The organism is Roseateles sp. P5_E11 (assembly GCF_054049355.1).
Window position 1 is genome coordinate 1 of the sequence record NZ_JBFUMO010000223.1, and the last position, 8,854, is coordinate 8,854.

Annotated in this window: 8 protein-coding genes; 2 read left to right on the forward strand and 6 right to left on the reverse strand. The window is 63.9% G+C overall.

Annotation, left to right across the window (positions count from 1 at the left end):
* A partial coding sequence (locus tag ACXJKR_RS17020) for a TonB-dependent receptor domain-containing protein (RefSeq protein WP_457323824.1) occupies positions 1-1,574 on the forward strand: 1,574 nt, incomplete at its 5' end.
* Between the two features lie 77 nt (positions 1,575-1,651).
* Here ACXJKR_RS17020 and ACXJKR_RS17025 read toward each other — a convergent pair.
* From ACXJKR_RS17025 to ACXJKR_RS17050, 6 genes are read right to left on the reverse strand one after another with little or no spacing between them, the layout of a single operon-like run.
* Entirely contained in the window at positions 1,652-2,563 is a 912-nt protein-coding gene (locus ACXJKR_RS17025; RefSeq protein ID WP_457323825.1) for a helix-turn-helix transcriptional regulator, read from the reverse strand.
* Positions 2,564-2,623: 60 nt separating this feature from the next.
* Positions 2,624-3,490: a hypothetical protein gene (locus tag ACXJKR_RS17030; protein ID WP_457323826.1), complete on the reverse strand. Its 867-nt coding sequence runs from the start codon at positions 3,488-3,490 to the stop codon at positions 2,624-2,626.
* Positions 3,487-3,822 (reverse strand): thioredoxin, encoded by a 336-nt coding sequence (gene trxA, locus ACXJKR_RS17035; RefSeq protein WP_457323827.1) that lies wholly within the window; start codon positions 3,820-3,822, stop codon positions 3,487-3,489. Before trxA ends, ACXJKR_RS17030 begins: the two co-directional genes overlap by 4 nt.
* A 56-nt stretch (positions 3,823-3,878) precedes the next feature.
* On the reverse strand, positions 3,879-4,853 hold the full coding sequence (gene trxB / locus ACXJKR_RS17040) for a thioredoxin-disulfide reductase (protein WP_457323828.1): 975 nt from the start codon (positions 4,851-4,853) through the stop codon (positions 3,879-3,881).
* Between the two features lie 3 nt (positions 4,854-4,856).
* On the reverse strand, positions 4,857-6,323 hold the full coding sequence (tldD, locus tag ACXJKR_RS17045; protein ID WP_457323829.1) for a metalloprotease TldD: 1,467 nt from the start codon (positions 6,321-6,323) through the stop codon (positions 4,857-4,859).
* 32 nt (positions 6,324-6,355) lie between these two features.
* Positions 6,356-7,759, reverse strand: a complete 1,404-nt coding sequence (locus ACXJKR_RS17050) for a TldD/PmbA family protein (RefSeq protein ID WP_457323830.1) — start codon at positions 7,757-7,759, stop codon at positions 6,356-6,358.
* 349 nt (positions 7,760-8,108) lie between these two features.
* Here ACXJKR_RS17050 and ACXJKR_RS17055 point away from each other — a divergent pair, with 349 nt between their 5' ends.
* Positions 8,109-8,639: a DUF72 domain-containing protein gene (locus ACXJKR_RS17055; protein WP_457323831.1), complete on the forward strand. Its 531-nt coding sequence runs from the start codon at positions 8,109-8,111 to the stop codon at positions 8,637-8,639.
* Positions 8,640-8,854 lie beyond the last annotated feature (215 nt).

The window sequence follows — 8,854 nt, forward strand, 5'->3', positions numbered from 1 at the left end:
TGCCTTACCAGTGGAGCGCGGTGCTGGACTATGGCTGGCTGCGCAGCACCACCACCAGCACCAACAGCACGGTTCTCGGTGCCGCATCACCGACCGCCGACGAAACCCTTCAGGGCGAGGTTTTTCGCGATATTTCCGCTTCACCGCTCAGCGATCTCAACTCACTGTTCACGTTCTTCAAGCAGAACGGCAAAGTTGGCAACACGCTCAAGACGCTGTCCTTGCGGCTGAGCGGCCCGGTCGTGGAGCTTCCAGGCGGCAAGCTCACCGCCACCGCGCTTGTTGAACGACGCAATGAGACCAGCGACGATGCAGTCGATACCAGTGATGTGGGCGGTACAAGCGCCTTCTACTGGACGCCTGAAGCACATCGCAGGGTTGATGCGCAATATCTGGAACTGCGCGCGCCGTTGATTTCGCCCGGCAATGACATGCCTTTCGTGAACATGCTGGAACTGATGGCTTCGGTTCGCCATGACGCTTACCGGACCGATTTCTCGGGCTCTTCAATTGAGGTCGATAGCGCCGCCGGCCCGTTCACGCCCCAGACGCCGTCGATCAACAGCTTTGGATCGACGAGCCACACGCTTGGTTTTCGTTATGCGCCAACGCGTGATGTCACGTTCCGCGCCAGCCGTGGCACCGGATTTTTGCCGCCCGACCTCGGCCAGATCCGCAGTTCGACACCCGCTCTGTTCTCGTCGTTCCTGATCTCGCTTCTTGATCTGCGCGATCCGGCGCTGGGCAACTCGCTCATTCCCGGGCCGTTGACGGTGCTGGCCGGCGGCAGCGCTTCGCTCATGCCTGAAAAATCGAAGAGCACCTCGCTGGGCATGATCTTGACGCCGCGCATCGTGCCGGGTCTGCGTATTTCGCTGGACTACACCGATATCCGCAAGACCAATGAGGTCAGCAAGCTGCCACTGAGCTACTTTGTCGACCACGAAGCTGCTTTCCCTGGGCGCGTGGTCCGCGGGCCGGGGTCGGACGGTCAGCCTGGCCCCATCACTCAGATCGACTCGACATTGTTCAATCTGGCACGCAGTCGCCTTCGGGCGCTCGACATCCAGGCCGAGTACGCCACGACGAGCGAGGCGCTGGGGCATTTGCGCTTCTATGCCGCCGCCACCCACACGATGGAACTGAGCCGCAGTGTGCAGGCGGGAGCTCCGGCGGTGGAACGGTCCGGGTTCTCCGATGGCCCGCTGAAGTGGCGCGGCAACGTCGGGGTCGACTGGAGCAAGAACGCCTGGAGCGCGGGCTGGAACGCCCAGTACTACGACAACTACCGGGCCTGCCAGTCCACCCTGTCAGCCTTCTCCTGCAGCCAGTGGGAGACGTGGCAGGGCGCAAGCAAGGTGCCGAGCCATGTCTATCACGACCTTTATGTGAGCTATGACTTCTTCGCTGCGAGCGGTGCTCTGCGCGGAACTGACATCACCTTTGGCGTGAACAACGTGTTCAACAACCAGGGTCCGACGATCAGCAGCGCCATTGCCTACAGCGTGGGCGCGACGTCCTATTTCGATCCGCGTCTGCGTCGCTACACGCTATCGCTGCGCAAGCACTTCTGACCACCCGCAGCGGCGCCGGCGTCTGCCATCTTCCATATGGCGGCGCCGGCGCCTTTCACGTTCTGCTCGTGACCTGCTCAGGCCCGTTGGTTCGCGATGATTTCGGCACGGTTGCCCGCGCCCATCGTTTTGGCCGTGACGCCGAACCGCGCCCGGAATAGCCGGGAGAAGTGGGACAGGCTGGAGAAGCCCACGGCATAGGCGATCTGGGAAATGCGGTCATTGGACCGGATGAGCTGGTACTGCGCAGCGACCAGTCTGGTTTCAGTGACCAAGGCGCTGAAACTGGTGCCGTGGGCCGCGCAGGTGTTGTAGATCGTACGCACCGAGCATTTCAGGGTCGCCGCAGCATCCTGGGCCGACAGACCGCGCTGATCCAGATTCTGGGCGATGAACCACAGGACTTCCCCCATGCGCCCGCGTGCCCGCGGCATGATGGCTTCCGCCTTGGCGCCAGCGGCCAGTGCCGTGCGCAGGAGGTCTGCCAGCATCGTCAGGGCCTGGGGGATGGCCAGCGCGTCACCGTCGTTGAGATCAAGGATCAGCTGCGCCAGGTCGGCGATGATCGGAGCGGCAAAGTACTCGTTGCTGACGTAGAGGTCAGGCAGAAGCTGAAGCTTGTCCATGAAGCGCTGCATCGACCACCAGCCCGGCAAGGTGATGACGAGCATGTCCACCTTGCCAGACCCGGCCAGGGCCATAGGCTGCCAGGCGCAAGCCACAAAGATGTCGCCCGCCAGCAGCCTGCGCCGATGCCCATGCTGGTCTACCGTCAGTTTGCCGGAACGCAGAAAGATGATGTGGGTGCAGAAGCCCCGGCCGTCCGCGGCCGCGCCGCCCTCGATTGAACAGGCGAAGGCGCCGGTGGCGATGTGGCGTACGGTGGCGATGTCACGCGAAACGCTGCTGACACGCCAACCTTCACCCTCGCGGGAGCCGCGAAAGCTGTCGTTGAAGACGGCGGCAATGAGCGAAGGCGCTACTGACATGYGTTCCGTGATCGGTCCAGCTGATCGCCAGACCGTCTCCTTTAGCTGTACACAGCTRGATTACACGACCAGCGTCGTGGCGTCATCAACCACTTTCTTCTGCACGATGGATCGCCATTCTGCAAGCCTGGCTTTGATGCGAGCCTGCCTTGCGAGGGATCGCAGCTTGAGCGGCTGTGCGACTAGATCAGCGGCCCAGCGCCTGTTCGCTTCTTCCAGGAAGGCTTCGTAGTTGAAGTCGTCGCCGTCACTCTCATTGCTCAGGGTGGCGATGACTTCTTCAGTGATGCGGTCCATGGTGGACTTGAAGAACGCGGCCTCGGCGTCGGTGAACGGGTCCTCGTCTGCGGCATCTGCCTCGGCGGACAGCTGCGCCGTCCAGGCCACCATCGCATCCTGAACCGCGCCGGGCGCCTGTTCAAGATCCCAGGCCAGCGACAGCACCAGATCAATCACCTTGTCGGGCGCTGGTGCTTCCCGCTGCGCATGTGCCAGCCTTGCGCGGGCCGCGCGCCAGGTCTGCTTGTCGACCGATGTGGCCATGGATTGACGCACAAGGGCGATGACCGCTTCGCAGGCCTCGCGAACGGGGCCTGCCTCGACGCGCTGTGCGCGACCATAGATCGGGTCCGTCCAGGCCAGCAGCACCGCGCGGCGCGCGATGTTGGCCGTCTCGGCGCCGACCGGAATGGCTTCCAGCAGGGCGTCATAGAACGCAGGGGCTTCATCGCCCTCGCCAAAGGCGCCCAGCGCGGGCAACAGGCGGGCCAGAGCCGGGTGCAGGCCATAGTCCTGCGAGATCGGCGTCAGATCACCCTCCATCGATGCCTGGGTCAGCCAGGCGGCGTACACCGGCCCCTTGGCCCGGATGTCGGCCCTCAGGGCCTGCTTGGTGGCTTCATTGCCAAAGGCGCGATAGGCGGTCACTGGCTGCCTCCGGCATGGGGCTCGAGAACCGATGCCAGCTTGCCGCGAGAGACCTGGCCGATGAATCGCTCCACCGGCTCGCGGTCCTTGATCAGAATGAATGTCGGCACGCTCTGCACGCCGTAGGCCTCGGCAAGCTTGGGCTCTTGGTCGATGTCGACCTTGACGAAGGCGATCTCGCCCTCGAACTCGCGCGCGGCATCTTCCAGAGCGGGTACCGAGGCTTTGCACGGGCCGCACCAGGCGGCATGGAAATCGACCAGAACYGGAATCGACGAGCTGAGCACATCGTCCTCGAAGCGGTCGACGGTGGTGACTTTAAGAAGAGACATTTGTTGATCCTTTGTGCGGAGGCGCCACCCGCCAAAAGCGGGCGGCGCCCAGGGAGTCATTGAGGCCGGCTTGCGCCGGCCTTGGCGTCGATGAGAAAGCGTTCGGCTTCCAGGGCCGCCATGCAGCCCATGCCGGCGGACACCACAGCCTGGCGGAAGTGCTTGTCCTGCACATCGCCGGCGGCAAACACGCCCGCGACGCTGGTGGCGGTCGAACCCGGTGCCACCAGAACATAGCCGTCCTCGTCCATGGCCAGCTGACCCTTGAACAGGCTAGTGGCGGGATCGTGGCCGATGGCCACGAAGAGGCCGTCCAGCGCGAGGGTCGAGGTCTCGCCGGTCAGGCGGTGGTTCAGGCGCAGGCCTGTGACCTTCTTGCCGTCGCCCAGCACTTCGGCCACTTCAGCGTTCCAGATCGGCTTGATCTTCTCGTTGGCCAACAGGCGGGCCTGGTTGGTCTTGTCGGCACGCAGGCTGTCGCGGCGGTGGATCAGGTACACCTCGCTGGCAAAGTTGGCCATGTGCAGCGCGTCCTCGACAGCGGTGTTGCCGCCGCCCACCACGGCCACCACGCGCTTGCGGAAGAAATAGCCATCGCATGTCGCGCAGGCCGAAACGCCCTTGCCGCGATAGAGGTGTTCACTGTCCAGTCCCAGCCAGCGCGCATTGGCGCCGGTAGCGATCACCAGGCTGTCGGCGCTATAGCGCGCGCCGCCATCGCCCACGGCCGCGAAGGGGCGCTTGGACAGATCAACCTCGACGATGAAGTCATTGATGATGTCGGTGCCCAGGTGCCGCGCCTGCTCGCCCATTCGGGACATCAGTTCGGGACCTTGCACGCTGGTGTCGCCGGGCCAGTTCTCTACATCGGTCGTGATGGTCAGCTGCCCTCCCGGTTGCAAGCCTTCGATCAGCACCGGCTCAAGGGCACTGCGCGAGGCGTAGATCGCCGCCGTGTAGCCCGCCGGCCCCGAGCCGATGATCAAGATTTTGCTGTGGCGCTGCGCCGGTGTTTCTTTCTTCGCTCCCATGATTCAGCCCCCCGCTCCGCCGACAACGACGCTGTCGATCCGAATGGTCGGCTGGCCCACGCCGACTGGCACCATCTGGCCGTTCTTGCCGCACACGGCGACGCCGGCATCGAGGGCCAGGTCATTGCCGATCATCGAGATGGCTTTGAGCGTCTGGTTGCCAACGCCAATCAGGGTGGCCCCTTCGATGGGTGCGGTCACCTTGCCGTTCTCGATCAGAAAGGCTTTCTCGGCCGAGAAATTGAACTGGCCTGAGGTGATGTCGACGGTGCCGCCGCTGAATTCGACCGCATAGATGCCATGGCGGACCGACGCGATGATCTCTTGCGGGTCGTACGGTCCGTTCTCCAGGAAGGTGTTGGTCATTCGGGTCATGGGCAGATCCGAATAGGACTGTCGGCGGCCATTGCCGGTCGCGGTGTCGCGCATGATTCGCGCGCTCGTCTTGTCCTGCATCAGGCCGACCAGCCGGCCATCCTGGATCAGCATCGTGCGCTGGCCATTCACGCCCTCATCGTCCACATTGAGCGAACCGCGGGCATTGGGCAGCGTTGCGTCATCAAAGACGTTGACCCCTGGTGCGGCGATGAGCTCGCCAACCATGCCGTTGAACACCGATTCACGCTTGCGATGGAAATCGCCTTCCAGCCCGTGGCCGATCGCTTCGTGCAGAAGCACGCCGGGGAAGCCTGAGCCCAACACCACGGTCATCTCACCCGCCGGTGAAGGCCTGGCCTCCAGATTGGCGAGCGCAATCGACGTGGCCTTGCGCACCATCTGTTCCAGCCGGTCCTCGGTCATCTCGCTCAGCGCAAAACGCCCGCCGCCGCCGGCGGAGCCCGATGAGCGCTTGGCGTTGTTTTCGGCGATGACCGAGATGTCCAGCCGCACCAGCGGCCGGATGTCGCCGGCCAGCGTGCCGTCGGTGGCCGCGACCAGAATGGTCGAGTCTTCAACCGACAACTGGGCCGAGACTTCGGTGATGCGGCGATCAACGGCGCGGGTCATCTGGTCGAGCCTTTGCAGCAGCGCCACCTTCTCGACGCTGTCCATGCCGCCTGCCGCCTCGATGGTGGAGTAGGCGCCCGAATCGCAGGTCACCCCGGCAATCTCCACACCCCGCCCGGTCGCGGCGGCATCCTGGCCATGAGCCTGCATGGCGCGGGCTGCGGCGGTGATGGCGGTGATGGATTTGTTGCTGATGTCGCTGGAATAGGCAAAGGCGGTGTTGTCGCCGGTCACGGCACGTGCGCCCACGCCTTGCGAAATGGAGAAGGCGGCACGCGCCACCTTGCTGCGTTCCAGCGACCAGGAATCGCGCGTGGTCAATTCGAAATAGAGATCGCCGTATTCGGCGCCCCGCGCCCACAGGCCGGACAGGCCATTCTGAAGCGCGTTGGTGTCGAGGTCATTGGCGACAAGCAGCCTGTCCTGAGCCAACGTCAGGCGATTGGAAGCGGTCAAAGACATGKGAATCGGTTCTTTCAGCAAATGGGGGTCGATCAGCGTCCGGCGATCTGCATATCGAGCAGCAGGATCGAGCCGACCCGGATCGAGCCCTCGCGGTGAACGTCGGTGCCCACCGAGACGATGGCCTTGAGCATGTCTTGCAGATTGCCGGCCACCGTAAAGCCGTGGACGGGTCGGACGACCTGACCGTTCTCAACCCAGAAGCCTGCCGCCGCCCGCGAATAGACGCCGGTGGCCGGATTGCTGCTGCCGCCCATGAAGCGGGTCAGCCACAGGCCGGTGCGCAGCTTGCGCAGCATGCCCGCCAGGTTGTCGCCCGGTTCGGTGTTGGTGCTGGTCAGGGTGAGGTTGCGCATGCCGCCGGCGTTGCCGGTTGATGCCCGCCCCAGCTTGCGGCCCATGCGCGTGTCCAGGAACAGGCCCTCGACCACGCCATTGCGCACGATTGCACGGCGCTTGCCAGGCACGCCTTCGCTGTCGAATGTGCTGCTGGCCAGCCCATAAGGCTCGAAGGGATCTTCTTCCAGCGTCAGGTGCGAGGCGGCCAGCTGCTGCCCCATGGCGTCGGGCAGGAAGGTCAGGCGCCGAAACTGTGAAGCGCCGCTCAGCTGACCGCACATGTCGAGCACCAGGCTGGATGCAACCGGCGCATCGACCAGCACGGGCACACGGCGGGTGGTCAGCCCGTCGGCGCCCAGCACGCCGAGCGCCTTTTCGGCGGCGATGCGTCCAACCTCGGCACTGGGCAGCAAGCCCTCAAGACGCCGGTCAACCGATGACCAACTGCCTTGCCGCATGTCGTCGCCCCGCTGGGCGATGGTTTGGCACCAGCGGCGCTGGACCGAGCCGCTACCCGTCCGGCAAAACCCATGGCTGGTCGCCAGCGCGAAGCGCATGTCCTGGCTGGCCGCGCCCGCCTCCGAAACCCGAACCCCATCACGCGTGGCGACCGAGATCGCGGCTGCCTCAATGGCCATGGCGGCCTCCGTCAGATCCTCAGCGCTTTGACCGGAGGGCGCAAAGAGAGGAACGTCCGGCGTTGTCCATGCCAAGGCTTCGCGGTCGGCCAGGCCCGCTTCCGGATCGGGCTCAAGTTGGCGTGCCATGGCGGTGGCCTGTTCAACCACCCGGTCGATGGCGCTGCGGCTGAGCGATTCTGTCGATGCAACGCCTGTGCGGCCGTCGGCATAGACGGTGATGCGCAGGCTTTGATTGCCTTCGCGCACCGCCGTCTCGACCTTGCCACCGGCGACGGTGAGGGTGATTCCGCCCTGTTCGCTGACCATCGCGATTGCTTCACTGGCGCCCAAGGCAGCGCTGCGCTCAATCGCGTAGGCAACGGCTTGCGCAAGCGTGCTCTCACTTTGCAGAAGGTAGCCGTCGCCATCCGCCATTGAAGCTGTAGCGGTGGAGTGGGCAAGGCTGCTGACGCTCATATGACTGGAACCTATTGACGATTCGAGGGCGGACGGACGGGTAGGCAGTCCATCAGGTCTGGTCTATCGACCAACGCAGCCAATGTAGGGTTGGCGCTTTCGGCGGGTTGCCCCGCAAGACACAGCTTTTTGTCTGAGAGTGCAACCTGACGCGTTCGCAGAATTCCGGTGCGCGTTGAGTCTGCGTTTCGGTCGACTCCAGCCGAGGGGTTCCTTGAGCAGTCAGGCAGTGCAGCCGCAAAGCCCATCTTTTGCGCTCAGTCCTGAGGCGGGCTTGCATGCCCACGTTGGAGCACGAGGCGTTTGATCAAGCGGCGAAGGAGCAGAGCAAGGCTTGAGTGCGTCTGCGATGCGGCTGGACGCCGCCGAAAGCCCCGAATTCGCGGCCTGCGAAGCGCTGATCGGCAGCAATCGCTGCGCGACTTCCCATTGTGTGGAGCRCATGGCCGGCCACACGGTGAGCGTCGAGTTCCGCAGCGACAAATGGTTCGAGGGCCCGCATGCGGCCGAGACTATCGCGTTCCAGCGGGAGCTGGGTGTGGTGCACACCATCGTCGACGAGCCGACGGGCCTTAGCAACACCGTCCCCGCCATCTGGGAGACGACGCGCGACGACTACGCCTTGGTACGCATGCACGGTCGCAATGCCGCGGCATGGAACGACCGCTCGGGGCACTCCGGCGGGCGGTTCAACTACGACTACGACGATGCAGAGCTGGAGGGCCTTAGTTACCAGATYCAGCTGCTGGACCGGCCGGGTCTCGATGTCCATGTGGTCATGAACAACAACAAGGAAGACCAGGCTCAGCGCAACGGGCGGACGCTCTTCAAGACGATGAAGGATCTGAAAGCCAATGTCGTCGTGCCGACCGCCAAATGAAAAAAGGTCCAGCGCGCTGGCGTTGAGCCTTTGTCGGTTGCCGGTCGTGTTGCACTAGGCATCTGTTCAGCGTTCGACGGTTCAAATTTGGCCAACCCCTGTGGTCCTTGGCACCTTGCGTATCCCAGGAGGAGCGAGTCGCAAAAAACTCAATCCGGGATTTGGAAAGAGGCGCGACTGAGATGCTGAGCAAGCGAATTTGCATGGTCCAAAAC